The sequence below is a fragment of the Actinomycetota bacterium genome (assembly GCA_040881665.1).
In the GTDB taxonomy this organism is placed as follows: domain Bacteria; phylum Actinomycetota; class UBA4738; order UBA4738; family HRBIN12; genus JBBDWR01.
Genome location: JBBECT010000005.1, coordinates 67,827 through 94,230, shown reverse-complemented (window position 1 = coordinate 94,230; position 26,404 = coordinate 67,827). Strand labels below are relative to the sequence as shown.

General features: G+C 66.8%; 25 protein-coding genes and 1 tRNA gene. 25 read left to right on the top strand and 1 reads right to left on the bottom strand.

Annotated features, from left to right (window positions below):
• Positions 1–64 precede the first annotated feature (64 nt).
• From WEF05_06200 to prcA, 24 genes are all read left to right on the top strand, one after another.
• Entirely contained in the window at positions 65–1,762 is a 1,698-nt protein-coding gene (locus WEF05_06200; GenBank protein ID MEX1101475.1) for a peptide ABC transporter substrate-binding protein, read from the top strand.
• Positions 1,763–1,860: 98 nt separating this feature from the next.
• A complete protein-coding gene (locus WEF05_06195) occupies positions 1,861–2,838 on the top strand; it encodes an ABC transporter permease (GenBank protein MEX1101474.1) in 978 nt (325 codons plus the stop codon).
• Positions 2,831–3,901 carry an ABC transporter permease gene (locus WEF05_06190; GenBank protein MEX1101473.1) on the top strand — a complete coding sequence of 357 codons (1,071 nt, stop codon included), beginning with the start codon at positions 2,831–2,833 and terminating at the stop codon, positions 3,899–3,901. Before WEF05_06195 ends, WEF05_06190 begins: the two co-directional genes overlap by 8 nt.
• On the top strand, positions 3,898–4,914 hold the full coding sequence (locus tag WEF05_06185) for an ABC transporter ATP-binding protein (protein ID MEX1101472.1): 1,017 nt from the start codon (positions 3,898–3,900) through the stop codon (positions 4,912–4,914). Before WEF05_06190 ends, WEF05_06185 begins: the two co-directional genes overlap by 4 nt.
• Complete coding sequence (locus WEF05_06180; protein MEX1101471.1) at positions 4,911–5,969, top strand: oligopeptide/dipeptide ABC transporter ATP-binding protein; 1,059 nt, start codon at positions 4,911–4,913, stop codon at positions 5,967–5,969. Before WEF05_06185 ends, WEF05_06180 begins: the two co-directional genes overlap by 4 nt.
• A gap of 11 nt (positions 5,970–5,980) precedes the next feature.
• Positions 5,981–6,211, top strand: coding sequence for a preprotein translocase subunit SecG (gene secG, locus WEF05_06175; protein ID MEX1101470.1), 231 nt, complete (start codon positions 5,981–5,983; stop codon positions 6,209–6,211).
• 58 nt (positions 6,212–6,269) lie between these two features.
• Positions 6,270–6,357, top strand: a tRNA-Leu gene (locus WEF05_06170).
• Positions 6,358–6,386: 29 nt separating this feature from the next.
• A complete protein-coding gene (locus WEF05_06165; GenBank protein MEX1101469.1) occupies positions 6,387–6,743 on the top strand; it encodes a hypothetical protein in 357 nt (118 codons plus the stop codon).
• A 186-nt stretch (positions 6,744–6,929) separates the two neighbouring features.
• Positions 6,930–7,409 (top strand): hypothetical protein, encoded by a 480-nt coding sequence (locus WEF05_06160; protein MEX1101468.1) that lies wholly within the window; start codon positions 6,930–6,932, stop codon positions 7,407–7,409.
• A gap of 94 nt (positions 7,410–7,503) precedes the next feature.
• Positions 7,504–9,099 carry an ABC-F family ATP-binding cassette domain-containing protein gene (locus WEF05_06155; GenBank protein ID MEX1101467.1) on the top strand — a complete coding sequence of 532 codons (1,596 nt, stop codon included), beginning with the start codon at positions 7,504–7,506 and terminating at the stop codon, positions 9,097–9,099.
• 42 nt (positions 9,100–9,141) lie between these two features.
• Positions 9,142–10,806: an amidohydrolase gene (locus tag WEF05_06150; protein MEX1101466.1), complete on the top strand. Its 1,665-nt coding sequence runs from the start codon at positions 9,142–9,144 to the stop codon at positions 10,804–10,806.
• Between the two features lie 283 nt (positions 10,807–11,089).
• Positions 11,090–12,295 carry an aromatic ring-hydroxylating dioxygenase subunit alpha gene (locus tag WEF05_06145; protein ID MEX1101465.1) on the top strand — a complete coding sequence of 402 codons (1,206 nt, stop codon included), beginning with the start codon at positions 11,090–11,092 and terminating at the stop codon, positions 12,293–12,295.
• A 107-nt stretch (positions 12,296–12,402) separates the two neighbouring features.
• Entirely contained in the window at positions 12,403–12,801 is a 399-nt protein-coding gene (locus WEF05_06140) for a hypothetical protein (protein MEX1101464.1), read from the top strand.
• A gap of 235 nt (positions 12,802–13,036) precedes the next feature.
• On the top strand, positions 13,037–14,197 hold the full coding sequence (locus WEF05_06135) for a glycine cleavage T C-terminal barrel domain-containing protein (protein ID MEX1101463.1): 1,161 nt from the start codon (positions 13,037–13,039) through the stop codon (positions 14,195–14,197).
• Between the two features lie 235 nt (positions 14,198–14,432).
• The gene (locus WEF05_06130) at positions 14,433–15,590 is read left to right on the top strand and encodes a glycine cleavage T C-terminal barrel domain-containing protein (GenBank protein ID MEX1101462.1); all 1,158 of its coding nucleotides are present in this window, start codon (positions 14,433–14,435) and stop codon (positions 15,588–15,590) included.
• A 31-nt stretch (positions 15,591–15,621) separates the two neighbouring features.
• Positions 15,622–16,095 (top strand): methylenetetrahydrofolate reductase C-terminal domain-containing protein, encoded by a 474-nt coding sequence (locus tag WEF05_06125; GenBank protein ID MEX1101461.1) that lies wholly within the window; start codon positions 15,622–15,624, stop codon positions 16,093–16,095.
• A complete protein-coding gene (locus tag WEF05_06120) occupies positions 16,092–17,087 on the top strand; it encodes a methylenetetrahydrofolate reductase (GenBank protein MEX1101460.1) in 996 nt (331 codons plus the stop codon). The genes WEF05_06125 and WEF05_06120 overlap by 4 nt, the downstream gene beginning before the upstream one ends.
• A gap of 157 nt (positions 17,088–17,244) precedes the next feature.
• Positions 17,245–18,369 carry a trypsin-like peptidase domain-containing protein gene (locus WEF05_06115; GenBank protein MEX1101459.1) on the top strand — a complete coding sequence of 375 codons (1,125 nt, stop codon included), beginning with the start codon at positions 17,245–17,247 and terminating at the stop codon, positions 18,367–18,369.
• A 129-nt stretch (positions 18,370–18,498) separates the two neighbouring features.
• Positions 18,499–19,278, top strand: a complete 780-nt coding sequence (locus WEF05_06110; GenBank protein ID MEX1101458.1) for a tRNA (adenine-N1)-methyltransferase — start codon at positions 18,499–18,501, stop codon at positions 19,276–19,278.
• Between the two features lie 144 nt (positions 19,279–19,422).
• Positions 19,423–21,171 (top strand): proteasome ATPase, encoded by a 1,749-nt coding sequence (arc, locus tag WEF05_06105; protein ID MEX1101457.1) that lies wholly within the window; start codon positions 19,423–19,425, stop codon positions 21,169–21,171.
• 16 nt (positions 21,172–21,187) lie between these two features.
• The gene (gene dop, locus WEF05_06100; protein MEX1101456.1) at positions 21,188–22,675 is read left to right on the top strand and encodes a depupylase/deamidase Dop; all 1,488 of its coding nucleotides are present in this window, start codon (positions 21,188–21,190) and stop codon (positions 22,673–22,675) included.
• 60 nt (positions 22,676–22,735) lie between these two features.
• Positions 22,736–22,945, top strand: coding sequence for a ubiquitin-like protein Pup (locus tag WEF05_06095; GenBank protein ID MEX1101455.1), 210 nt, complete (start codon positions 22,736–22,738; stop codon positions 22,943–22,945).
• Positions 22,942–23,742, top strand: coding sequence for a proteasome subunit beta (gene prcB, locus WEF05_06090; protein MEX1101454.1), 801 nt, complete (start codon positions 22,942–22,944; stop codon positions 23,740–23,742). The genes WEF05_06095 and prcB overlap by 4 nt, the downstream gene beginning before the upstream one ends.
• A complete protein-coding gene (gene prcA / locus WEF05_06085; protein MEX1101453.1) occupies positions 23,739–24,428 on the top strand; it encodes a proteasome subunit alpha in 690 nt (229 codons plus the stop codon). The genes prcB and prcA overlap by 4 nt, the downstream gene beginning before the upstream one ends.
• Here the strand turns inward: prcA and WEF05_06080 are convergent, their stop codons facing one another.
• Positions 24,429–24,986 carry a hypothetical protein gene (locus WEF05_06080; protein MEX1101452.1) on the bottom strand — a complete coding sequence of 186 codons (558 nt, stop codon included), beginning with the start codon at positions 24,984–24,986 and terminating at the stop codon, positions 24,429–24,431.
• 56 nt (positions 24,987–25,042) lie between these two features.
• Here WEF05_06080 and pafA point away from each other — a divergent pair, with 56 nt between their 5' ends.
• Positions 25,043–26,401, top strand: coding sequence for a Pup--protein ligase (pafA, locus tag WEF05_06075; protein MEX1101451.1), 1,359 nt, complete (start codon positions 25,043–25,045; stop codon positions 26,399–26,401).
• Positions 26,402–26,404: the final 3 nt, after the last annotated feature.

The following is a 26,404-nucleotide window of genomic DNA, read 5'->3' as shown; positions in this document are numbered from 1 at the left end:
ACGCTGCGACGATAGGGACCTGAGTGCAGACCAGGGGCACGACCAGGGCATAAGGAGGGGACCCGTGAGTCGATATTCGCGCGTGGCTCGGTTGGTTGCGGTCGCGATGACGGTCACGTTCATCGCCGCGGCATGCTCGAGTGATTCGGGCGGCGGAGACGCGGACGGAGACGGCGGAACCCCGACGACGGGGGGTAGCGCGGTCATCGGGGCAGAGCAGTGGATGGTCTGTCTGAACCCGATCACCTCCTGCGCCTTCTCCGCGTGGTACGCGTACGCGGTCCAGTACGGCGTGATGCCGCGGCTGCTCGAACTCGACACGAACGGGAACTACGTCCCGTCCGCGGCCGAGGCGGTCCCCACGCTCGAGGACGGCACCGTTACGGAGGACCCGTTCTCGGTGACGTTCACGATCCGGGACGACGCGGTGTGGGACGACGGGAGCCCGATCACCTCCGAGGACGTTGACTTCACCTGGCGCGCGATCATGAACACGTCGGGCGCGATCGGCCGAAGCGGGTACGACCTGATCACGTCGATCTCGACCGATGACCCCAAGGAGTTCACCATCGAGTTCAGCGACGTCTACGTCGACTGGGTCGATCTGTTCGGCGGAGGGCTCCAGTTCATCTTGCAGAAGGAGGCGTTCCCCGCGTTCGCCGACGATCCCAAGCCCGACCTGTCCGAGGAGATGACCGACGAGATCCCGTTCTCGGGCGGCCCCTGGACGCTCGAGTCGTGGGACAAGCAGGAGCTCACGCTCGTGCGCAACGACAACTACTGGGGAGACCTTGCGTTGATGGACGAGGTGACGTTCGTCCGGAGGCAGAACCAGGAGACGGAGCTGAACTCGCTGAAGAGCGGCGAGGTGTCGGTGATCTTCCCGCAGCCGTCGAACGAGAGCATCGCCGACCAGGTCGTGGACACCCCGTCGATCTCGACGATCGGCGGTGGGTCGCCGTTCTGGGAAGCGCTCCACTTCAACCATGACTCCCCACCCCTCGACGACGAGAACGTGCGCCGCGGCATCATGTACGCGATCAACCGGCAGGCCGTCGTCGACGCCCTCGTCAAGATCAACGCGCCCGACACCGAGCTGTTGAACTGCTTCGGCTGGGTGCCCGGTGTCGGGGATTGGTGCGATCAGACCGACTTCGCCGAGTTCACCTTCGACCCGGCCAAGGCGATGGCCGAGTTCGAGACCGCGGGCTACGACTGCTCCGGTGTCGCGAACGGTGACTTCTGCGAGAAGGACGGCGAACCGCTCTCGATCGAGTACACGACGACGGCCGGGAACGCTCGACGCGAGGACACGCAGGCGCTGTTGCAGGAGTCGGCGAAGGAAGCGGGACTCGACCTGCAGACCAAGACCGACGACGCCGCGGTGTTGTTCGGTGACCTGCTGAACACCGGCGCGTACCAGATCGCGGACTACGCGCTCGGTGGCTCTCCCTCGCCGAGCGTTACCGAGATCCTCGCGTGCGAGGGCGGGCAGAACACCGACTTCTGGTGCGACGAGGAAGCCAGCAAGTTGATGCTTCAGGCGGACAGCGAGCCCGATCCGGCCGTGCGACTCGATCTGACCCAGCAGGTCGGGGACATCGTCGCCGAGCAGGCCGTTGGCGTCCCGTTGTACATCCTCCCGCAGCTGACCGCGTGGCGGACCGACATCATCGCCGGTCCGATCGGCGAGTGGAACGCCACGATCTACGGCTCGTTCTTCAACATGAACGAGTGGTATCTGGTCGAGGGTGGCGGTTGACCGGCCCGCGAACGAGGAGCGAGACGACGATCGAGCAGCATCGCGACCGGCCGGAGGTGGAACGGGACCGCCTCCGGCCGGAGGGAACGGGAGCCTAGATGGGCCGATACGTGATCCGCCGGCTGCTGTTCTCGATCCCCGTCTTGTTCCTGTCGAGCATCCTGGTCTTCTGGGTCACCCGCGCGACGACCGATCCCTCGACCGCCCTCCGGACCAACCCCCGCGTCACAGCCGAGCAACTCGCCGAGTACCAGGCCGAGCTCGGCCTCGACGCGTCGCTCCCCGAGCAGTACTTCACCTGGCTCGGCGACTTCGTGACCGGCAAATGGGGCACCTCGCTGATCTCCAACGAGGAGGTCACCGGCGACCTGATGGACGCGCTGATCAACTCGGCCGTCCTCGGCATCACGGCGACCGTCGTGTCCCTCGTGCTCGGCATCGCCATCGGGCTCTACTCGTCGCTGCGTCCCTATTCCAAGTTCGACTACGTGGCGACGACGGGCGCGTTCGTCGGGCTCTCGATGCCCGTCTTCTGGTTCGCCCTGATCGTGCAGCTCGTCCTCGGGATCTGGCTCACGCGATGGGTGGGAGCCAACGAACCGATCTTCTTCATCGCGGGGGTCACCTCCCCGAACCCGGAAGGGTTCGACCTGCTGGATCGCACGCGGCACCTCGTGCTCCCGGTCATCGTGCTTTCGGTCCAGGTCGTCGCGATCTACAGCAGGTACTTCCGCGCGAGTATGCTCGAGGTGCTCCAGAGCGACTACATGCGGACGGCGCGCTCGAAGGGCCTCCGGGAGCGGCGGGTGATCCTGCATCACGCGATGCGCAACGCCCTGATCCCGATCACGACCCAGCTCGCGATCGACGCCGGCGCGATCGCCGGGGGCCTCATCGTCACGGAGCAGATCTTCTCCTACCCAGGGATGGGCCAGATGTTCCTGGACGCGTTCGATCTCGGGGACTACCCGGTGATCCTCGCGTGGCTGATGGTGACGGTCATCTTCGTGATCGTCTTCAACCTCATCGCCGACCTCTTGTATGCAGTGCTCGACCCCAGGATCCGCTATGCCTGACGCGAGGGGGGAGTTCGAACGGCAACGCGCCCTCGAGCAGCAGGCGAGCGCCGAGGGAGGGTTCCACGGCCAGGCCTTGCAGCGCGAGATCGCGGACATCGGTGAAGTCGGGGTCCCGGAATCGGGCGTCCCGGGGCACGTCGATGAGGTGCCGGTCGAGACGGGCGAGATCGCGACGATGTCGCAGGGCAAGCTCGCCTGGCGCCGGTTCCGCCGGCACAAGCTCGCGATGGGCAGCGCGATCGTGCTCATCCTGATCATCCTCGCGGCGGTCTTCGCGCCCTTGATCTCGCCCTATGCGTTCACCGACCAGGACCTCACGGCGGCACGTCAGGGCCCGAGCTGGAGCCATCCGTTCGGGACCGACACCCTCGGGCGCGATCAGTTCACACGTGTCCTCTACGGGGGGAGGATCTCGCTGTTCGTAGGATTCGCCGTTGCCTTGTTCGCGACCGCGATCGGCATCGCGGTGGGGGCGGTCGCCGGCTACTACGGAGGACGGACCGACAACTTCCTGATGCGGCTGACCGACCTGTTCCTGTCGATCCCGCTCATCATCGTGTTGATCCTCGGCTCGGCGATCGTGGGGGGGTCGGTGCTCGGGATCGTGGGGGTGCTCGCGTTGTTCCTCTGGATGGTCGACGCGAGGATCATCCGGGGGGTGTTCCTCTCGATGAAGGAGAAGGAGTTCGTCGAGGCGGCGCACGCCTCCGGGGCCACGAATCGCCGGATCATCGTCCGCGAGATGCTCCCCAACGCGATGGGCCCCATCGTCGTCGCGACGACGCTGAGCGTCGCCGTCGCGATCCTCACCGAGTCGGTGCTGTCCTACCTCGGGTACGGGATCCAGGGCCAGACCCCGACCTGGGGCAACCTCCTGGATGACGCGCAGAACTCGATGGTCACCTCCCCGTGGCTCATCATCTTCCCCGGCCTCGCGATCCTGATCACGGTGATCTGCGTGAACTTCCTGGGCGACGGGTTGCGGGATGCCTTCGATCCGCAGGGGGCGGCCTCCGTCGGGAGCAAGCGCCGGAAGCGGAAGAAGCGGCGGGACGCGTGAGCGCTCCGCTGCTGGACATCCGGAACCTGGCGGTTCGTTTCGACACCGACGACGGGGTCGTACGTGCCGTCGACGGAGTGTCGGTGTCGGTGGGTCCCCACGAGACGCTGGGCATCGTGGGGGAGTCGGGATCGGGCAAGACCGTGACCTTTCAGACCGTCATGGGCCTGGTGAACCGGGACCAGGCGAACGTGGAAGTCGACGGCGAGATCCTGTTCCGCGACGAGGATCTCCTTCAGCTGCCCCCCGAGGAGTTCCGCAAGCTGCGCGGCAGCCAGATCGGGATGATCTTCCAGGACCCGCTCACGGCACTGAATCCCGTGCACCGCGTGGGCGACCAGATCGCGGAGGTCTACCGGGCCCATCGCTCGATCTCGAAGGCCGAGGCGCGGCGCGAGGCGGTATCGATGCTGGAACTCGTCGGCATCCCGAAACCGGAGGAGCGCGCCCGCCACTACCCGCACGAGTTCTCCGGGGGGATGCGGCAGCGGGCGATGATCGCCATGGCGCTCGCCCTGCGGCCCGCCCTGCTGATCGCCGACGAGCCGACGACGGCCCTCGACGTCACCGTGCAGGCGCAGATCCTCGAGTTGATCGACGCGATCCAGGACGAGCTCGGGACGGCGGTCGTGATCGTGACCCACGACCTCGGCGTCGTCGCCGAACATTGCGACGCGATCGCCGTGATGTACGCGGGCAAGATCGTCGAGTTCGGCGATCGCGACGACATCTACTACCGCTCACATCATCCGTACACGTGGGGGTTGCTGAACTCGATCCCGCGCCTGACCGACGACGCCGAGCGGCTCGTTCCGATCGCCGGTCGCCCGCCCTCGCTGATCCAGGTGCCGCCCGGGTGCGCGTTCCATCCTCGATGCCGGTATCGCTTCGAACCCTGCGCCGGATCGGTGCCGTCGCTGGTACCGACGGACGGGCACCACGCGGACGCGTGTTACCTCACCCTCGCCGAGAAGGAGCGGATCCTCGGCGAGGAGGTCATGACGCCCCGATGAGCACCGTCACCGGCGCACAACGCGTTCCGCCGCCGCAGACCGGAACTCCACTGATCAAGCTCGAGGGCGTCAAGAAGCACTTCCCGATTAGGCGCGGCATCATCAGGCAGAAGCAGATCGGAGCGGTGCACGCCGTGGATGGGGTCGACCTGGAGATCTACCCGGGCGAGACCCTCGGACTGGTCGGTGAGACAGGGTGCGGCAAGTCGACGCTCGCTCGGGTGCTGATGCGCCTGTACGACCCGACGGAGGGGCGGATCTGGTTCGAGGGCCGTGACATCACCGAGCTGGCCGGTGGAGGGCTTCGTGAGCTGCGTCGCGACATGCAGATGGTGTTCCAGGACCCCTATGCGTCGCTGAACCCGCGCAAGACCGTGGGAACGATCATCGGCGAGCAGCTCAAGATCCACAAGACGATCACCGGCGACGGGGTCAAGCCGCGGGTCCAGGAGTTGATGGAGCTCGTGGGTCTCAACCCCGAGCACTACAACAGGTATCCCTTGGCCTTTTCCGGGGGCCAGCGGCAGCGGATCGGCGTCGCGCGTGCGCTCGCCCTCAATCCGAAGCTGATCGTGTGCGACGAGCCCGTGTCGGCACTCGACGTCTCGATCCAAGCGCAGATACTCAACCTCCTCGAAGATCTCCAACGTGACCTCGCCCTCACCTACCTGTTCATCGCGCACGACCTCGCCGTGGTACGGCACATGTCGGACCGGGTCGGAGTGATGTACCTGGGCAAGATCGTCGAGTTGGCCGACAGCGCGACCCTGTATGCGACCCCGAAGCACCCGTACACGGGCGCGCTGCTCTCGGCGGTCCCGGTCCCGGATCCACGCCTGGCTCTGGTCAAGAAGCGGATCGTGCTCGAAGGAGACGTTCCGTCACCGATCGATCCACCCTCGGGGTGCCGGTTCCACCCCCGGTGCCCGAACGCGCAGTTCCCGACGTGCGCGGAGGTCGAACCCGAGTTGGAGCCGCGGAACCCGGGTCAGGTCGCCGCCTGCCATTTCCCGCTGCAGGGCCCGATCATCGTCGACCCCGCCGGGCCCGGGTAGAATCATCGACGATGCTGACCGCCATCGTCGTCGTGATCGACGTCATCACCGCTCTCTTCTTGATCGTGTTCGTCCTGCTGCACTCCGGGAAGGGGAGCGGTCTGTCGGACATGTTCGGAGGCACCTCGACCCTGTCGGGGGGCACGTCGCTCGAGAAGCGCCTCGACCGCTTGACGGTGATCTCCGCGATCGTGTTCGGGCTCTGCACCTTCTACCTGTCCTGGCAGTGGACCCCCCGCTAGGACCGCATCCGACCTCCAGGCCGTCCGCACCCCGCTGCTAGACTCCCCATCGCTGCACGTCGGAGTGGCGGAATTTGGTAGACGCGCTAGGTTGAGGGCCTAGTCCTCGCAAGAGGGTGGGGGTTCAAATCCCCCCTCCGACACCACTTACTTCAGGGTCCGGCTCTTCGGGTCGATGTGTGCGGGAACGAAGATCGACCCGCGACCCGAAGGAGCCGAACACATGTACTGCGCCGAGTTCACGCTGCACGCCAAGCCGGGCCACTACCGAGAAGTTGCCGACCTCTACTCGGTCTTCACGGCCGAGTTCCTCAGCACGCACGAGGCACTCGAGTCCGTACTCGTCCTCGGGGACCAGGGGAGCGGCACCGTCCGCGGGATCGGGGTCTTCACCGACCGCCCCGCGGCAGACGCCGTCAACAGCGATCCGGAGTTCGCCTCGTTCAACGACGCCGTGGGACCGCTACTCGCCGAACCCCCGACCCGGGTGGAGATGGACCTGCTCCACCTCTTCAGCAGTGATCCTGCCTGAGCTCTCCACTCGGAGCGCGTTCCGCTCGAGAAATATCGGAACATCCACCTGCCGCATACGCGTGCGAGGGAACGGCATCTCCGTGTCTAGGTCCTTCGACCTAGGGACGGGGCCCGTTGTGGCATCACCCGGGGCTACGTAGCATCTCGCAGGTCGGATCGTTCCCCGAGCTACAGGAGGTTCCGTATGCCCAAGCATCGTCGGATCGTCGGAGCGCTGGTTTCGGTGGCGCTCGCGGCCGGTCTGTTCGTCGGTCTGATGCCGTCGGCAGGCGCCGTGAACATCGGCGAAGAGGGCTGCACGCCCGGTTATTGGAAGAACCACACGGACAACTGGGAGGAGTACACGCCCGGGTCCAAGCTGGGGAACCAGAACTGGGACATCCCTGCGTCGCTGTCCGACCTGAACGGCAAGACGTTCGAGCAAGCTCTGAGCTTCAAGGGCGGCACCGGTCTCTCGGGTGCTGCCAAGGTCCTGTTCCGGGCCGTCGTGGCCGCGTATCTCAACGCTGCGCACGAGGGCGTGGGGTACCCGTACCGGAGGTTCGACGAGCCGGGCAACCTCCAGACGTGGATCCGCGACACGCTCGCGACCGAGAACCGTGCCGCGTACCTGGAGCTCGCCGCGGAGCTGGACGCCGCGAACAACCTCGGATGCCCCCTTTGATCTGAGCGGCATCTCGAGCTGAGCACGAGCGAAGGGGCGGCCTCCGGGCCGCCCCTTCCGCGTTCCCCGGCGACGCACCGGTTAGCGTGGAGATATGAGCACTCTCGAGGTCCGTGACCTCACCGTGGTGGTGGCCGGGCGCCCCGTCGTGTCGGGGCTCGACCTCACCGTTACCGCGGGGGAGAAGGTCGGTGTCGTCGGCCGCAACGGCGCCGGGAAGACGAGCACACTCCGTGTGCTGGCGGGCAAGGACCCCCCGGCCCGAGGAACGGTCCGCATCCGCGGAGCGCTCGGCTACCTGCGCCAGGACCCTCGCCACCATCGCGCCGACGATCGTGCGACCGGGCTCACGCACATCCTGGCGGCTCGGGGGATCGACGAGCTCGCGACCCGCGTCGAGAAACAGCGGCTCGCCTTGGAGGAGGACCACACCGACGAGGCGGTCGCGCGCTTCGCCAAGCTCGAGGAACGCTTCGCGACTCTCGGAGGGTACGCGGCCGAAGCGGAGGCCACGCGGATCGCGACGGGACTCGGGTTGCCGCAGGATCGCCTCGGATTGCCGGTCGACGCGCTCTCCGGTGGAGAACGCCGGCGCCTCGAGCTCGCGAAGATCCTCTACGGCGGCAGCGACCTGCTGCTGCTCGACGAGCCGACGAACCACCTCGACGTGGACGCGAAGCAGTGGCTCATGGGATTCCTGGCGACCTACGGCGGCGGCCTGCTGGTCGTGAGTCACGACATCGCGGTGCTCGACCGATCGATCACGCGCGTGCTGCACCTGGACCACGACGGGGTCGTGACCTACAAGGGGACCTACTCGCAGTACCGGACCGCCCGCGCGGCCGACGAGCTGCGACTCGAGAAGCTGGCCTCGCGCCAGGCCGCCGAGGTGGAGCGACTCTCGCGGCTCGCCGACTCGATGCGCGGCCAGACCGCGAAGCGCGCGCGCAAGGCCAAGACCCTCGACACCCGCGTCGCCAAGCTCCGGGAGCGACAGGTCCAGGGTCCGCGCCGTGAGCGGTCGGTCGCGTACCGGTTCCCACCACCTCCGCACAGCGGCAAGCGGGTCCTCGACGTCCGCGAGCTAACGAAGGGCTACGGAGGGCCCCCGGTGTTCAGGGACGTCTCGTTCGACCTCGGACGCGGGGAGCGCCTGCTCGTGCTCGGGCTCAACGGAGCGGGCAAGACCACCCTGCTGCGGATCCTGGCCGGGGAGAGCGATCCCGACGCCGGTTCTTTCTCGCTCGGGCCCGGCGTAACGTTCGGCTACTACGCCCAGGAACACGAGGGGATCCACGAGGGCGAGTCGGTCTTCGCACATCTCAGGAGGGGAGCGGAGGCGAGCGATCAGGACCTGCGCGCGCTTTTGGGGATGTTCGGACTGACGGGCGCGGTTGCCTTCCAGGACGCCGGCACCCTCTCTGGTGGCGAGAAGACGAAGCTCGCGCTCGCCCAACTGGTCGCCGGTCGCGCGAACCTCGTGCTGCTCGACGAGCCGACGAACAACCTCGATCCGCCCTCCCGCGCAGCCGTGGGGGCCGCCCTGTCGACCTGGCCGGGAGCGATGCTCCTGGTGAGCCACGATGTCGAGTTCGTCCGAGAGCTTGCTCCGTCACGTGTGCTGCTCATGCCCGACGGAACGATCGATCACTGGAGCGACGATCTCCTCGATCTCGTCGCCCTCGCGTGAGGAGACGCGCCGGAGGAAGCGCGGCGGCGGTATCCTCTCGCGATGCCTGCAGATCTCGCGTTCGTGTCCGGGGCGATCTGGACCGTCGACCCGGGGCGACCGCGCGCCGAGGCCGTCGCGATCTCCGGGGGACGGATCGTCGCGGTCGGCACCGACGACGAGATCCGAACCCACGTCGACGCCACGACCCAGGTCCACGACCTTCGCGGCCGGTCCCTGCTGCCGGGTTTCCAGGATGCCCACGTCCATCCCGCGCCGAGCGGTGTGGAGATGCTCAATTGCGATCTGTCCGAGGCGCATTCGATCGCCGAGTACCGGGAGATCATCGCGCGCTATGCCGCCGCGCATCCGGACGAAGAGTGGATCCGGGGGGGCGGATGGTCGATGGACGTGTTCCCCCGCGGGATCCCGACGAAGGAGGAGCTCGACGCGATCGTGCCGGACCGCCCCGTGTATCTCCCGAACCGGGACGGACACGGGGCGTGGGTGAACACTCGCGCGCTCGAGCTGGCCGGTGTGACGCGCGACACCCCCGATCCGGAGGACGGCCGGATCGAGCGCGATGGCACCGGCGAGCCGGTCGGCACGCTCCAGGAAGGTGCGACCGACCTCGTAGGGAAGCTCCTTCCGGCGATCACCGACGAGCAGTGGCTCCAGGGGCTCCTCACCGCGCAGGCCCATCTGCACTCGCTCGGTATCACCGCCTGGCAGGACGCGATCGTCGGAGGGCCGTACGACTCGTTCACCGCTCACTGCACCGCAGCCGAGCGGGGCCTGCTGACCGCGCGGGTCGTCGGTGCGCTGTGGTGGGAGCGCTCGTTGGGCATCGAACAGATCGACGGTCTGATCGAGCGTCGAACGACGGGCTCGGTGGGTCGGTTCGCGCCCACGAGCGTGAAGATCATGCAGGACGGCGTGTGCGAGAACTTCACGGCCGGGATGCTCGACCCCTACCTCGGCAGCGATGGCACCCCAACCAGCGAGCGGGGCAAGAGCTTCGTAGACCCCGAACGGCTGAAGGGCTACGTCCGGGCGCTGGCGGAGGCCGGCTTCCAGGCACACTTCCACGCGATCGGCGACCGGGCCGTCCGCGAATGCCTCGACGCGATCGAGGCGGCCTCCGATGTCGCCGGCTCGGCGGACCTCCGCCATCACATCTCCCACATCCAGGTCGTGCACCCAAACGACATCCCTCGGTTCGCCGCGCTCGGTGCCGTCGCGAACGGCCAGCCGCTGTGGGCCGCGTACGAACCGCAGATGAGTCAGCTGACGATCCCGTTCCTCGGCCAACCCCGCGCGTCGTGGCAGTACCCCTTCGGGAGCCTGCTGCGTTCGGGCGCTCGACTGGCCTTCGGCAGCGACTGGTCGGTCTCGAGCCCGGATCCGCTCGAGGAGATCCACGTCGCCGTCAACCGGATGCAGCCGGCCGACTACCCGTACGGCTCGGACGATCCGCTCGAGTCCGAGCCGTTCCTGCCCGAGGAACGGATCTCCCTGGCCGCGGCGGTCGAGGCGTTCACGCTCGGCACCGCGTACGTGAACCATCTCGACGAGCAGACCGGCACGATCACCGAGGGGAAGCTCGCCGACCTGGCCGTGCTGGACCGCGATCTGTTCGAGGAGGGGGACGAGCACATCTCGGAGGCCTCCGTCGAGCTCACGCTCGTCGAAGGCGACGTCGTGTACGAGGCACCGTCGTTCCGGTAGGACGGAGCAGGGAGATCGGGGGTGCCGCGGAGCGCCCGGATCCGCTGAACCCGGTTCAGCCCCACTCGGTGCGGGTGGGCTCGTCGACCGGCATCTGAACCCGGTTCAGGCTGGGGTCCCGGATGCAGATCGGGGAACCGATGGTCATACTTCGGGTCAAGAGGCCTGTCGGGAGGTGTTCGTCGCCCGTGCTAGCATCTCGATTCGAACCAGTCTTTGACTGACTGTTCAAACAGGACCACGGGGCGTGCAGGCCCCCGAGACGATCCCAGGAGGCACGGACATGACCGACGCTTCGGCGGCCCCGATCGACCCAACCCTCCTGGATCCGGTGCTGGCGACCGATCTGGCCAAAGCGCTGACCCTCCCGGCGGAGGCCTACGTCTCCGGTGACGTCCTCGAGTGGGAACGAGAGCACTTCTTCGAGGGCTCCTGGGTCTGCGTCGGGCGGTCCGACGACCTCGCAGAGGCGGGCGACCAGAAGGCGGTCCGGATCGGGCGGGAGGGCATCCTGCTGGCCCGTGGCCAGGACGGCGGTCTCCGCGGGTTCTTCAATACGTGTCGCCACCGCGGCCACGAGCTGATGGCGTGCGGCGAGATGCGCAACATGAACGGGATCAAGTGTCCCTATCACGCGTGGGTCTACGGGCTCGAGGGTGAGCTGAAGGGCGCGCCCCGTTTCGGCAAGATCCCCGGTTTCGACAAGACCGAGTACCCGTTGATCCCCGCACGCACCCACGAGTGGCTCGGATGGGTGTTCGTCAACGCCGACGGAGGGGCTCCCGAGTTCTCCGAGTACGTCGGCAACCTCACCGAGCTCGTCGCCCCGTGGGAGCCCGAGCGGGCCTTCACAGGGGACGCGCACGACTACACGGCCGACGCGAACTGGAAAACGATCGCCGAGAACTACCAGGAGTGCTACCACTGCCCGAGCATCCACCCGGCGCTGTGCAAGGTGACCCCGGTCGACTCGGGGGAGTACTACCAACACACGGGAGCCGTGATCGGCGGTTCGATGGAGCTGATGGACTTCGCCGACACGATGAGCATGACCGGGGCCTCGAAGGGCGTTGCCTTCCGCGGCCTCAGGGACAAGCAGAAGCGCGAGGTCTACTACTACGGGGTGTTCCCGAACCTGTTGATCAGCCTGCACCCCGACTACATCATGACCCACCGGTTGGACCCGGTCTCGCCCGGGAAGACGGCGATCGAATGCGCCTGGCTGTGGGCGCCGGAGTCCAAGGAGCGGCCCGACTTCGACACCTCCTACGCCTCGGAGTTCTGGGACGTGACCAACAAGGAGGACTTCGACGCCTGCGAGTCGGTCTTCCGCGGGCTGTCCTCGGAGGGGTACCGGCAGGGCCCGTTCGCCGAGGAAGAGGACGAGGTCCACGCGTTCATGTTCATGATCGCCCAGGGGTACAAGGACGGACGGATCACCAGAGCTCCCGACCTCAACTACCGCCACGCCGTCGACGAAGCCTCCTAGGTCCCAGGCGCTAGATCTCGGCCTCCTCCGCTCGGACTCGCAGGGGGCTCGACTTCCCCCCTCAGGTGCGCTATCCACTGACCCAGCGCTATGCGAAGGGGGTCGGAGTGGCTAAGCAGCGGAGCAGTTTCGCGGTCGGTATGACGATGTTCGCCGCATTCATGCTGATCTTGATCGGCGCCTTCCAGGCCGTGATCGGGCTCGCGGGGATCATCGAGGACGAGTTCTTCGTGGTCGGGCAGAACTACACCTTCGAGTTCGACGCCACCACGTGGGGATGGATCCACCTGCTCGCGGGGGTGATCATCCTGCTGGCGGGCTTCGGATTGTTCTCCGGCGCCGTCTGGGCGCGAACCCTGGCGGTGATCCTGGCGACGATCAGTGCGATCGCGAACTTCGTGTTCCTCCCTGTGTCGCCCGAACCGTTCTGGGCGATCGTGGTCATCGCGATCGACGTGATCGTGATCTGGGCACTGACCGCCCACGGCCGCGACATCACCGAGTAGTCCCACGCCGGTCCCAGACCGGCTGCCGCGCACGACGAACGCCGGCGTCGCACGGGCGCCGGCGTTCGTCAGCCCGGCTCTCGGCCCGTTGACCCCAGGTCAAGGGCGGGCCTTGTCCGGACCGCGCACCGGGGCGAAGATGCCCTCCGAACCGGGGGAACGGCTCTCAGGGAGCGCCTCGCGGCGGATCCGACCGCCGATCACCTCAGACCGCCGATCACCTCAGGAGGAACAGATGGCCGAGCCGTTCGACATGAGCCTGGTCCAGCGGGGCGCACGCAACCGACGCACCCCCTACTACGAAGCGACACAGAAGTACGGACCGAAGGGCTTCACCGTCTACAACCACATGTACTTCCCGATCCGCTTCGACGACTTCGAGAAGGAGTTCGACACCCTCCTGAACGACGTCACGCTGTGGGACGTCTCGGTGGAACGGTGCCTGGAGATCAGCGGCCCCGACGGGTTCACCTTCGCCCAGCTGATGACCCCGCGCGATCTCAGGAAGTGTCAGGTCGGACAGGCGAAGTACGTGCTCGTGTGCGACAGCGACGGTGGCATCATCAACGACCCGGTGCTGACGCGGATGGACGAGAACACGTTCTGGTTCGCTCTCGCCTCGAGCGACACACTGCTATGGGCTCGCGGCCTCAAGAACGCCTACCCGGAACTGGATGTGACGATCAAGGAGGCGGATGTCGCGCCCCTGCAGGTCCAGGGACCGAAGTCGAAGGACCTCATGGTCGACCTCGTCGGGGAGTCGATCCTGGACATCAAGTACTACTGGTTCACGAACGCCGAGATCGCCGGAGCTCCGGTCGTGATCACCCGGACCGGTTGGACCTCCGAGGTGGGCTACGAGGTGTACCTCACCGACGGTTCCAAGGGCACCGAGGTCTACGAAGCGCTCATGAAGGCCGGCGAGAAGTACAACATCAAGCCGACCGGACCCAGCGACATCCGTCGGATCGAAGGTGCGATCTTCAACTGGGGCGCGGACATGACCTACCAGGAGAACGCCTTCGAGCTCGGCCTCGAGCGGCTCGTCGACCTCGACACCGTGTCCGAGGACGCCTGCATCTCGATCAAGGCCTACAAGGACATCAAGGCCAAGGGCGTGAGCAAGAAGATCAACGGCGTCGAGTTCGACGGCGACCCGTTCCCTTCGCTGAACAATGTGAAGTGGGACATCCGCGAGGGCTCGGCGAAGATCGGCAAGATCACCTCGGCGATCTACTCGCCGCGACTGAAGAAGAACATCGGGTACGGATGGCTGCCCGCCGACAAGTCCGTGCTCGGCTCCACGATCTCGGTCGAGACCGAGTGGGGCCCCCGCACCGGCACGGTCGTCGAGATGCCGTTCGTCGACCCGAGCAAGCAGATCCCCGTCTCCTAGTTCCACCTCGGAGACGGCGCCGTCGCGCGGCCCCGGGACCGGCAACCGCCGGATCTCCGGGGCCGTCGTCGCTGAGGGGTGCGCCCACGGGAAACCCGCGCCCTAGGCCGGGCAGGGGATCGGGCACCTGAACTTGCGTTCGAGCGGTTGTTTGAACCATCATTCAGTTCTGGTCGGGCACCGGGCCCGGCGGAGCTGAACAGGGAGGACCCGGATGGTCAACGAGCGCCAAGAGATGCTCGAGAAGAGCGCGACCCTGTATTTCGGGCCGTGGTATCGCAAGTCCCCGTACTTCGAGGCGACCCGCGCCGCGGGCTGCACCTCGTATGACATCTACAACCACATGTACCTGCCCGGCTACTACGACGACCCGGTGACCGAGTACTGGGCCCTGCTGAACGACGTGACCCTGTGGGACGTCGCCGTGGAGCGAACCGTGCAGGTGAGTGGACCGGACGCCGACAAGCTGATCGACATGATCACGTGCCGCGACCTGAGCAACGTTCAGGTGAACCAGGGCAAGTACATGCTCGTGACCGCACCGGACGGCGGCATCGTGAACGACCCCGTCCTGCTGCACCCCGAGGAGAACGTGTGGTGGATGCAGCTCGCCGACTCCGATGCCGGCCTGTACGCGCTGGGCGTGGCCGCGACGTCCGGACTCGATGTCGAGGTCACGTTGCCGGACGTCTATCCCTGCCAGGTCCAGGGAGCGAAGGCCGCCAAGACCCTCGAGAAGCTCGTGGGTCCGGGGATCTACGACCTGAAGTACTACTGGACCGGGAAATTCGAGATCAAGGGCATCCCCGTCGTGATCAGCCGCACCGGCTGGACGGCCGTGCAGGGCTTCGAGGTGAACCTGCTCGGTTACGACGAGGGCGTGAACCTGTGGAACACGATCATGGAGGCCGGGGAGGAGTTCAACATCCGGCCGATCGCTCCGTGTGAGGCGCGACGGATCGAGGCCGGGATCTTCAACTACGGCTCGGACATCCGCCTGGAGCACAACCCGTTCGAGGTCATGGGCCTGGAGCGTCTCGTCCAGGAGCAGTCGCAGGATTACATCGGCAAAGGCGCCCTGGAGTCGATCCGCACGAATGGGGTCAAGCGCAAGCTGGTCGGGATCGAGATCGAGGGTGACGAGCTCCGTGCCGAGATGAGCGAGTACTGGCCGGTGCACAACGGGGGCAAAGAGGTCGGGTACATGACCGATGCCGTCTGGTCGCCGAAGCTGGAGAAGAACATCGGCTACGTGTGGGTGCCGATCGAGCTCTCGACCCCGGGGACCAAGATCGACATCGAATCCGAGAGCGGCTCGCTCGTGGGAAGCACCGCGGCGATCCCGTTCGTCGATCAGAAGAAGGAGGTTCCGGCCGCCGACCTGAAGTCCTAGGCGGCCACGGGCGCAGGAGGCGCCCCCGCAGGTGGGCCAGCGACTCGACAGACGACCCCCGGCGAGCGCGCCGGAGCCGAAGGGCTTCCGCAAGGCGTTGCTGCTCGTCGAGAAGGTCGCGAAGGAGAAGGCATTCGACTGCCGCATGTGCGGGCAGTGCATCCTCCATTCCACGGGGATGAGCTGCCCGATGCGGTGCCCGAAGAACCTGCGGAACGGTCCCTGCGGGGGCGTCCTCCAAGACGGGACGTGCGAGGTCCTCCCGGACCGGCCCTGCGTCTGGGTGCAGGCCTTGGAGGGCGCTCGCGCGCTCCCGATCTGGCGCGACCATCTCGATCGCGTGAACCCTCCCGTCGACTGGCGGCTGCAGGAAACCGCCTCGTGGGAGAACGGCCTGACCGGGCGAGACAAGCTCGTCCCGGCAGCATGGCGTGTGCGGCCGGAGACCCCCGCAGCGGCGCCTGCGTGGGCGCATCCTCACCCCGACGCCGAGGGGCCCGCATGACCCTCGGATCGCAGGTCGCCGAGACGGCAGGGCCCCGGAGTCGCCTCCACGAGGTGTTCCTGTCCGGCGCGTTCGCCGTCACCTCCGAGTTGCAGACGACCGACGGCGGCGATCCGGAGTCGGTCTTCGAGGCGGCTGTGCCGCTTGCCGGGAAGGTCGACGCCGTCAACTGCACCGACAACAGCGCCGCGCACCCGCACATCTCGCAGGTCGCTGCGGGGCGCTTGCTTCTCGAACGCGGGATCGAGCCCGTCGCTCAGTTCGGCTGCCGCGACCGCAACCGCCTCGGGCTGCAGGCCGACCTGCTCGGTGCGCACGCGCTCGGGATCCGCAACGTCGTCCTCATGACCGGCGACGACGTCACCGCCGGCGACCACCCCGAGGCCAAACCCCTCTTCGACCTGGACGCGATGCACCTGATCAGGATCGCGAGGATCCTGCGAGACGAAGGCACCTACCTCAGCGGGCGTCCGCTGAGCTCCGCTCCCACGTTCCTTGTCGGCGCGGTCGAGAATCCGTTCGCTCCACCGGTGGAGTTCCGCCCCGCGCGGCTGGAGAAGAAGATCGAAGCGGGGGCGGAGTTCATCCAGACGCAGTGCATCTTCAACCTCCAGCGGATGCGTTCGTTCATGCGTGCGGCCGTCGACCTCGGCTGCACGGAGCGTGCGTGGATCCTCGCGGGCGTCTACATCCCTCGCTCTGCTCGCGCGGCCGCCTACATGCGGGACATCGTGCCGGGGATCGATGTTCCCGAGGACGTCGTCCGGCGCCTCGAAGGCGTTCCGAAACAACGGCAAGAGGCCGAGGCCTTGGAGATGACCCTCGAGCTCTGCGAGGAGCTGCGTGCGATGGAGGGGATCGCCGGTCTGCACCTGATGTCGATCAAGGGCGATCACCTGATCACCGAGGCGATCGAGCGCCTCGGCCTGCTCCCGCGTCCCGCGTCCGTCGACGAGACCGGCGCCGCGTCGGACCGCGCATCGACCGGCTGAGTCGATCTGGACTCCCACACCGGGCTGTTCCCGCGTCGGAGAGGCTTTCGCCGATCCGAGGCGAACCCAGGCCGGCACGGTGTCGGATAGGGGGTTGACGGTACCCTGAGGGGAACGTCCGTCGCTCCCCGACTCACGGACGAGAGGAATCCGCACGATGCACACGACCTTGAGGCGTTCGCTGCTGGCCGTCCCACTCGCGTTACTGATGGGGCTCGCCGCGTGCACGGTCGAACAACCGGCCGCAACCAACCAGGGCCAGGGGCAGGGCCTCGAGTTCCCCGACCCCGTTCCCGCACCGGACACTCGCGGGACCGAAGGACGGATCGTCGGCGTCGTCCGCAAGGTGCTCCCGGCCGTCGTCAACGTCTCCGTCCGTGGGATCCAGGGGCAGGGGACCGGCACCGGGTTCGTGGTGCGCTCGGACGGTATCGCGGTCACCAACTACCACGTCGTCGAGGGCGCCCAGGAGCTCACGGTCCGCACCTCCCACGTGGACGACCCGGTGACCTACGACGCGCGGGTGATCGGAGGTGACGCCGAGGCGGACCTCGCAGTCCTACAGATCGATACCGACGATCAACTCGCCACGGTGCCGATCGGCGACTCGGACAGCCTCGATCTGGGCCAGCAGGTCGTCGCGATCGGCTACGCACTCGGTCTCGAAGGAGGTCCGTCGGTCACGACCGGCATCGTGTCCTCACTCGACCGCGTGGTCACCGCCCAGGATCCCAACTGCCAAGAGTGTGAGAACGCACAGCGCGTCTACGACGATATCGTGCAAACGGATGCCGCCATCAATCCCGGTAACTCGGGCGGACCGCTCGTGGACCTCGCCGGACAGGTCATCGGCATCAACACCGCAGGCGCCGGAGCGGCAGCGGCCGAGAACATCGGCTTCGCGATCCAGATCAACGCGGTCCGAGACACGATCCAGAGCGCGGCAAGGAACCCGCTGGCGCCGGCCGCGTACATGGGGGTGTCATCCGCGGACGCCGCGAACCCCGAGGTGCAGTTCGACTTCGACGTGCCCGTCGAGGAGGGTGCGGTCATCGTCGGACTCGACAACGACGGCCCCGCGGAGAACGCCGGCGTCGAGGTCGGAGACGTCGTCGTGGGCTTCGACGGTTCGAGCGTCGAGACCTCCGACCAGCTCGGGGATCTGATCGGGGAGCGCTCGCCCGGCGAGCTGGTCGACGTCGAGCTCGTCCGCGCCGACGGCTCCGAGGAATCCGTCACCGTGGAGCTGGGCTCCCGCCCCCTGCCGGCCCCCGCCTCCTAACCGGGGCCGGACCGCCGGCTCCGCGCAGGCTGGCGGGCGACGCCTCCGACCCCGCTGGAGCCGGGAGCGGGTGCGTTAGCCTTGGGACCTGATGAGGATCCGGCTGCGCACCCCTGATCGTGAGACCCCGTGACCGCGCCGTTCGAGGTGGGCGAGCGGGTCCTGTTGATCGACAACAAGGAACGGCACTACCTCGTGAAGCTGGCGGCAACCGAGACGTTCCACACCCACGGCGGAGCGCTGGCGTTGGACGGCATCATCGGACACGAGGAGGGCGTTCAGGTCCGGGCCGACGGCGGGATGGTGTTCCGCTGCTTCCGTCCGAGGCTCGCCGACTGGGTCCTGAAGATGCCACGGGGAGCGCAGGTCGTCTATCCGAAGGACCTCGGGCAGATCGTGATGTGGGGAGACATCGCGCCGGGCAAACGGGTGCTCGAAGCGGGGACCGGCTCCGGCGCGCTGACGCTGACGCTGTGCCGGGCCGTGGGAGCGCAGGGCCGTGTCGTCAGCTACGAGGAACGCGAGGAACATCGCACCCAGGCGATCGCCAACATCGAGGGCTTCGCGGGCAAGCTGCCCGATCACCTCGAACTCCGCGCCGGCGAAATGGCGCAGGTGGCCCGGTCGGGTGACACGTTCGATCGGTGCGTGCTCGACCTGCCGGATCCGTGGGAGCAGCTCGCCGTGATCGCACCGGTCCTCGAGCCGGGTGCGATCCTGTGCGCATACCTGCCGACGGTCCTGCAGGTCCAGCAGCTGGTGCTCGCGTTCGAGCAGCACGGGCTGATCCACGCCGAGACGATGGAGGTCCTGCTCCGGACATGGCACGTGACCTCACGCTCCGTGCGTCCGGACCACCGGATGGTGGCCCATACGGGGTTCCTGAGCCTGGCCCGCAAGCTCGGCTGAACCTCACCCCCTCGGTGTTCTCAGGCCAACCGCATCGGTGCCGAGGACGTATGTGCAGGCAAGGGAAGCCGACGCTCGAGTGTTCCGGAGATGGGAGACCCAGCCAGTAGGATTGGACGCAGGACGAGGGAAGAGGTCGCTGACATGCCGCTCGACCCCGAACAGCAGGAGATGCACGAGAAGCAGGTCCACGAATTGCAGACGCAGGTCACGTTCCTCGAGGACGAGATCGCGCTCCTGCGCCGAAGGCTGACGAACGCGCCGCGCCAGGTGAAGATCCTCGAGGAGAAGCTGCTCGAGACCAAGGGCGAGCTCGCGCGCGCGATGGGCCAGAACGAGAAGCTCGCGACGACGCTGCGCGCCGAGAAGGAGAAGATCGAAGGGCTGCGCGACGAGGTCGAGAAGCTCTCTCAGCCGCCCGCGACGTTCGGCGTGTACCTGCGGACGAACGACGACGACGGCTCGATCGACGTGTTCACCTCCGGCCGGAAGATGCGCGTCAACGTCGCCCCCGAGATCGAGGCCAGCGCGCTCGTCAAGGGGACCGAGGTGATCCTCAACGAGGCGCTGAACGTGGTCGAGGTGCTCGACCCTGAACGCCAGGGCGAGGTCTTCAAGGTGAAGGACCGCCTCGACGACGACCGCGTCGTCGTGATCGGTCGCGGCGAGGAAGAGCTCGTCGCCACCCTGTCCGCCGCGCTGCGGGGCGAGCACATCCGCGCGGGCGACCCCTTGATGCTCGACGTGCGCTCCGGGGTCGCGCTCGAGAAGCTTCCGAAGGAAGAGGTCGAAGAGCTCGTCCTCGAGGAGATCCCCGACGTCAGCTACGAGGACATCGGTGGTCTGGAGAGCCAGATCGACTCGATCCGCGACGCCGTGGAGCTGCCGTTCCTGTACGCGGAGCTGTTCCACGAGCACGAGCTCGAGCCCCCCAAGGGCGTGCTGCTGTACGGACCGCCGGGGTGCGGCAAGACGCTGATCGCCAAGGCGGTCGCGAAGTCGCTGGCCGAGAAGGTCGCCGAGCGTACGGGTCGCGAGGACGCGCGCAGCTACTTCCTCAACGTGAAGGGGCCCGAGCTGCTGAACAAGTACGTGGGCGAGACGGAGCGTCAGATCCGCGAGATCTTCCAGCGCGCGAAGGAGCGCAGCGAGGAGGGTCTGCCGGTGATCGTCTTCTTCGACGAGATGGACTCGATCTTCCGCACCCGAGGAACGGGTATCTCCAGCGACGTGGAATCGACGATCGTTCCCCAGCTGCTCAGCGAGCTCGACGGGGTCGAAACCCTCAAGAACGTGATCGTGATCGGAGCGTCGAACCGGGAGGATCTGATCGACCCGGCGATCCTGCGCCCGGGGCGGCTCGACGTGAAGATCAAGATCGAGCGCCCCGACCAGCAACAGGCCTCCCACATCATGTCGAAGTATCTGCACCCGGTCGTCCCGATCCACCCCGAGGAGGCCGATCGCTCCAGCGGCGACCTGTCCGACGCCACGCGGCGCATGATCGAGCGCACCGTCGAGAAGATGTATGCACCCAGCGACGAGAACCGGTTCCTCGAGGTGACCTACGCGAGCGGCGACAAGGAGATCCTCTACTTCAAGGACTTCAACTCCGGCGCGATGATCGAGAACATCGTCCGCCGCGCGAAGAAGGACGCGATCAAGCGGTTCCTGTCGACCGGCGAGAAGGGCATCAAGGGCGAGGATCTGTTCCACGCGATCCGGGACGAGTTCAAGGAGAACGAGGACCTCCCGAACACGACGAACCCCGACGACTGGGCCCGCATCTCGGGCAAGAAGGGGGAGCGGATCGTCTACGTGCGCACCCTGCTGTCGGGCGACGGCGACGAGGGTCGTCAGGTCGAGCGCGTGAGCGCCGGACAGTACCTCTAGCGGTACCCTGACGCCTATGGCCATCCCCAAGGTCGTCGGCACCGAGACCGAGTACGGGATCTCCGCGGTCGGCCAGCCCGACTTCAACCCGGTGCTCTCGAGTTCGATGCTGATCAGCGGCTACGCCGGTGCGCTGCGCCGCATCCGCTGGGACTACGAGCAGGAATCGCCCTTGCGCGACGCCCGTGGCTACGAGCCCGTGCAATTGCGGGAGCCGGTCGAAGAGGACCTGGGTCTGGCGAACGTGATCCTTCCCAACGGAGCGCGCTACTACGTGGACCACGCCCACCCCGAGTACTCGACGCCGGAATGCGCCTCGCCACGCGCGCTCGTGATCCACGACAAGGCGGGGGAGCGGATCCTGGAGCGATCGCTCGACGAGCTCGGCCCGATGCTGCCTCCCGGCCAGCGGATCGCCATCTACAAGAACAACTCCGACGGCAAGGGGAACTCCTACGGAACACACGAGAACTACCTCGTCGACCGCGCCACGCCGTTCGGCAACATCGTCCGCGACCTGACCCCGTTCTTCATCTCACGACAGGTGTTCACCGGCGCCGGCAAGGTGGGGTCGGAGGGGCAGTGGGACGAAGCTGATGACGTGGACTACCAGCTCACGCAACGGGCGGACTTCTTCGAGACCGAGGTCGGACTCGAGACGACCCTGAAGCGGCCGATCATCAACACGCGCGACGAGCCGCACGCCGACCCGGACAAGTACCGGCGGCTGCACGTGATCGTCGGGGACGCCAACATGTGCGAGGTCGCGACGTTCCTGAAGGTGGGCACGACCGCGATCGTGCTGAAGATGGTCGAGGACGAGTTTCTGCCGGATCTGTCGCCGGCGAGCCCGGTCCAGGCGCTCCACCGCGTGTCCCGCGACACGAGCTGCCGATCCGCGACGATCGAGCTGACCGACGGCCGCACCCTGTCCGGGGTGCAGCTCCAGTGGGAGTACCTCGAGCACGCGAAGAAGTACGTCGAGGCCGAGGACGACTCGGAGGAGAACCTCGAGGTGCTCGAGCGGTGGGAGGACGTCCTCACCCGGCTCGAGGAAGACCCCCTCCAGCTGCATCGCGAGCTCGACTGGGTGGCCAAGCGCCGGGTGCTCGAGGGCTATCGCGAACGCGACGGCCTCGCCTGGAGCGATCCGAAGCTGCGATTGATCGACCTCCAGTACCACGACGTGCGCCAGGACAAGGGGCTCTACTACCGGCTGGTCGCGACGGGCGAAGTCGCGAGGATCGCGACGGACGAACAGATCACTCGCGCCGTGATGGAGCCTCCCGAGGACACCCGCGCGTACTTCCGCGGACGCTGCATCGCCAAGTACCGCGACGCGATCGCGGCAGCGTCGTGGGACTCGCTGATCTTCGATACGGGCCGCGACGCCCTGCAGCGCGTGCCCACGCGCGAACCGCTCAAGGGAACCCGCGAGCACGTCGAGGGTTTGCTCGCAGACTCACCGGACGCCGCGACCCTGGTAGACAAGCTCCAGGGCTGACCGAGAGAGGTCGCAGGGCCGCGGTAGGATGCCCGTGCCCCCCGCGAAGGAGACGGAACCGTGCCGCAGGAACAGGAACAGAAGCGCACACAACGCAAGGGTGGAGGTGGCGACGGCGAGCAGGCCGACGACGCCGGCCAGGCCAAGACGACCGACAAGGGCGAGAAGCTCAAGGGAGAGATGGACGACATCCTCGACGAGATCGATTCTGTCCTCGAGGAGAACGCCGAGGAGTTCATCAAGAGCTACGTCCAGAAGGGCGGCCAGTGAGCGACGACGGGTTGCAGGCCCCCCTGTCGCTCGGCGGTCCGATCGGCGCGAATCCCTCGTTCTTCGACCTCGTCGCGCGTGAACGTCCCGAGGCGCTGCCGAAGCCGCCTCCCGTGGGGGTCACCGTGCCGCACGGGACTACCGTGATCGGGCTGCGGTTCGACGGCGGCGTGATCGTCGCCGGCGACCGGCGGGCGACCTCCGGGTTCTCGATCGAAGACGACAAGATGCGCAAGGTCTTCGCGGCCGACGACTACTCCGCGATCGCGATCGCGGGTGCCGCCGGTCAGGCGATCGAGATCGTGAAGCTCTTCCAGCTCGAGCTCGAGCACTACGAGAAGATCACCGGCGACCGGGTGAGCCTCGAGGGCAAGGCGAACCGGCTCGGCCAGATGATCCGCGGCAACTTCCCGCTCGCTGTGCAGGGCCTTGTCGTCGTCCCGCTGTTCGGTGGGTTCGACGAGCTGCGACGAGAGGGACGGCTGTTCCACTACGACGCGACCGGCGGACGCTGGGAGGAAGACGACTACGTCGCGACCGGTTCGGGCGGACGGCCCGCGAAGAGCTCGCTGAAGAAGCGCTGGCGCCCCGGGATGTCGCGCGAGGACGCGGTGAAGGTGTCGGTCGAGGCGCTGCTCGACGCCTCGCAGGAAGACGCCGCGACCGGCGGGCCCGACCCGTCCCGCGGGATCTATCCGACGATGCAGATCGTGAACGCCGACGGCGCGAACGAGGCCTCCGAAGAGGAGATCCGCGTGGGCTACGACGCGGTCGTGGGGGAGCGTGAAGGCCGATGAGCTTCATGCCCTACGTTCCACCGGAACAGCTGATGAAGGACCGCTCCGAGTACGCCCAGAAGGGCATCGCCCGGGGAAAATCGGTGATCGGGCTCGAGTACGCCGACGGCGTGCTCTTCATCGCCGAGAACACGAGTGCGACCCTGCACAAGATCTCTGAGATCTACGACGAGATCGCCTTCGCCGCGGTCGGCAAGTACAGCGAGTTCGAGGACCTCCGGATCTCGGGCGTCCGGCTGGCCGACCTCCGCGGGTACTCCTACGGCCGGGACGACGTGAAGGCCCGCGACCTCGCGAACGCGTACTCGCAGACGCTCTCGACGATGTTCACCCAGCAGATGAAGCCCTTCGAGGTCGAGCTGCTGATCGGCGAGATCGACGGCCAGGCCGGCAAGAGCGAGATCTACCACCTGCTGTTCGACGGCAGCATCAACGACGAGCACGAGTTCGTGGCGATCGGCGGCAGCGCCGAACAGCTGACCGAGCACCTGCGCGGTGGCTACAGCGAGCGGATGTCGCTGGCGGATGCCGTGAAAGCGGCTGTGGGAGCCTTCTCCGCGGTCGAGGACAAGCAGCTCGTTGCCGAGGCGGTCGAAGCGGGCGTGCTCGACCAGACGCGCTCCCAGCGGCGCAAGTTCCGTCGCCTGAGCGACGAAGAGGTCGCGGGCATCCTCGTGGGTTCCTGACTAGGCCGGGATCCGGATCGAGTCGAACATCTGCTCCGCTTGCGGAAGCAGCTGTTCGAAACTCTCGGGCTTAGCCTGAAACGCAGCGATCAAGATGCCAGGTGGGAGGTTGGCTGTGCACACGAGCAGTTCGATCCTCTCTAGCCGCCCCATGGCAGGTAGCTCCTGATGGAATCTCGCGCAGTCAGCCGCATGGCCCCCAAGCTGTCGCGTCGTCGGCTCGATGCCGGTCGCTGAACCTCCGACTCCCTCGGCGAAGGACACAGCCTCTTCCAGGGTGACCCGCGCAAGGTCATCACCAGAAGACGTTCGATCGAGGGCAATCGTGACGTGGGCGTTGTCATCCCTTGCCGGCGTCTCGAAGGAGATCCCGTCGATGGCAGGCGGCACCCCGATCCATTCTTGCTCCACGTGATCCCAACCCGACGGTACGAGCACGGAGAATGAATAGCCGACACTGTGGTACAAGACTGAGCCCTTCGCGACGAGGACGACGAGCATCACGGCGGTGATCGCTGCAGCGAGCGCGACTCCTCCTCCGCCTTTCGTTGGGCGCATCTCGGCACTGTATTGGAGTTCACCCTGCTGTGAGCGGAGAGGCCTACACTGGCTGCATGGACCGGCGGATCTTCGGGCTCGAGAACGAATACGGCGTGACCTGCACGTTCCGAGGCCAGCGTCGGCTCTCGCCCGACGAGGTGGCGCGGTACCTGTTCCGGCGGGTCGTGCACTGGGGACGATCCTCGAACGTGTTCCTCGAGAACGGGGCACGACTGTACCTGGACGTCGGCTCCCACCCCGAGTACGCGACGCCCGAATGCGACGCGATCCCCGAGCTCGTGACCCACGACAAGGCGGGGGAGCGGATCCTCGAGGCGTTGCTCGCCGCCGCCGAGGTGCGATTGCACGAGGAAGGGATCTCCGGCCAGGTCTACCTGTTCAAGAACAACACCGACTCCGCCGGGAACTCCTACGGCTGCCACGAGAACTACCTCGTCGCGCGCCAGGGCGAGTTCGCGCGCATGGCCGACACCCTGATCCCGTTCCTTGTGACACGGCAGCTCTACTGCGGAGCGGGCAAGGTGCTTTTGGGGCCGCGCGGAGCACAGTACTGCATCTCCCAACGCGCCGAGCATATCTGGGAGGGGGTGTCGAGCGCCACCACGAGGTCCCGCCCGATCATCAACACGCGCGACGAGCCGCACGCCGACGCGGAGCGGTTCCGGCGGCTCCACGTGATCGTCGGGGACTCGAACATGAACGAGTGGACCACGTTCATGAAGGTCGGGATCACCGACCTCGTGCTCCAGATGCTCGAGGGCCAGACCGTGATGCGCGATTTGACCCTGGAGAACCCGATCCGTGCGATCCGAGAGATCTCCCACGACGTGACCTGCAAGCGCCGCGTGAAGCTCGCGAACGGTCGTGAGCTGACGGCGATCGAGATGCAGCGCGAGTACCTGGACAAGACCGCCCGCTTCTTCGACCGCCGCGACCCGAGCGAGACGGTCAAGCGCCTGCTCGCCGAGTGGGCGGACGCGCTCGACGCGCTCGAGGCGCAGGAGCCGGAGCGTCTCGGCCGGAAGATCGACTGGGTGACCAAGATGATGATGATCGAGTCCTACCGTGGGAAGCACGATCTCGCGCTGTCGAGTCCGAAGGTCGGCATGCTCGACCTCGCCTACCACGACGTGAACCGCACGCGCGGGCTCTACTACCTCCTCGAGAAACAAGACCGAGTCGAGCGGGTCGCGTCCGAGGCCGACATCACCAGGGCGATGCGCGAGCCACCACAGACCACGCGGGCGAAGCTCCGCGGAGACTTCATCAAGACGGCGAAACAGAAGCGTCGCGACTACACGGTCGACTGGGTTCACCTCAAGCTGAACGATCAGGCGCAACGCACCGTTCTCTGCAAGGACCCGTTCCGCAGCGTCGACGACCGGGTGGAACAACTGATCGCCCACATGTGAGAT